Here is a 1,229-nt window from a genome sequence, read left to right on the forward strand (position 1 = left end):
AGGTTCGCCAGCTCCAGCGCCTCGACCTTCGCGGTGTTGAACACCTTCGACTTGTCCTTCAGATGCACGTGCTTCACACGCTCGGCCAACTCCGCGACCTTCTCGACGCCCTCTTCCAGCAACTTCGAGGTGCGGAACACGCCCGCGTGCGACTGCATCGTCGCGCGGATGTCGTTGGCGATGTGCTGCGTGTATTCGCCCGAGGTCGACTTCTCCAGCACCGCGAGGCGTTCGAGGGCGAAGTCGGCGGCATCGGCCGGCAGCGGCTTGTGCTCCTTCATCTCGGTCGCGTGCTTGATGATGTGATTGCCCGCCGCGCGGCCGAACACGACGAGGTCAAGCAGCGAGTTCGTGCCCAGACGGTTCGCGCCGTGCACCGACACACACGAGCATTCGCCCACTGCATAGAAGCCGTTGACCGGATCGTCGTAGCCCTTGGCCGTGCCGACGACCTGACCGTGCATGTTCGTCGGAATCCCGCCCATCTGATAGTGGATGGTCGGCACCACCGGAATCGGCTCTTTAATGCAGTCGACGTTGGCGAACTTGAGCGCGATCTCGCGAATCGACGGCAGACGCTTCATGATCGTCTCGGCGCCGATGTGCGACAGGTCCAGCAGCACGTGATCCTTGTTCGGACCCACGCCGCGGCCTTCCTTGATTTCCTGGTCCATCGAGCGCGAAACGAAGTCGCGCGGCGCGAGGTCTTTCAGCGTCGGCGCGTAGCGTTCCATGAAGCGGTCGCCGTTCGCGTTACGCAAAATACCGCCTTCGCCGCGCACGCCTTCGGTAATCAGCACGCCTGCGCCTGCGACGCCCGTCGGGTGGAACTGCCAGAACTCCATGTCCTGCAGCGCGATGCCCGAGCGCGCGGCCATGCCGAGACCATCGCCCGTATTGATGAACGCATTGGTCGATGCCGCGAAGATGCGACCCGCGCCGCCCGTGGCGAACAGCGTCGTCTTGCCTTCGAGGATGTAGACGTCGCCCGTTTCCATTTCGAGCGCGGTCACGCCGAGCACGTCGCCGTCGGCGTCGCGGATCAAGTCCAGCGCCATCCATTCGACGAAGAAGTGCGTCTTGGCCGCGACGTTCTGTTGATAGAGCGTGTGCAGCAACGCGTGACCCGTGCGGTCAGCCGCAGCGCACGCACGTTGCACGGGCTTCTCGCCGTAGTTCGCGGTATGGCCGCCGAACGGGCGCTGATAGATGGTGCCGTCCGGATTGCG

The 1,229-nt window shown here is 64.0% G+C and carries 1 protein-coding gene; it reads right to left on the reverse strand.

The features are described from left to right. On the reverse strand, positions 1-1,229 hold a 1,229-nt coding region (locus NCR34_RS27845; protein ID WP_250501434.1), incomplete at both ends, for an FAD-binding protein.

It is taken from the genome of Caballeronia sp. GAWG1-5s-s, assembly GCF_023631445.1.
Lineage (GTDB): Bacteria > Pseudomonadota > Gammaproteobacteria > Burkholderiales > Burkholderiaceae > Caballeronia.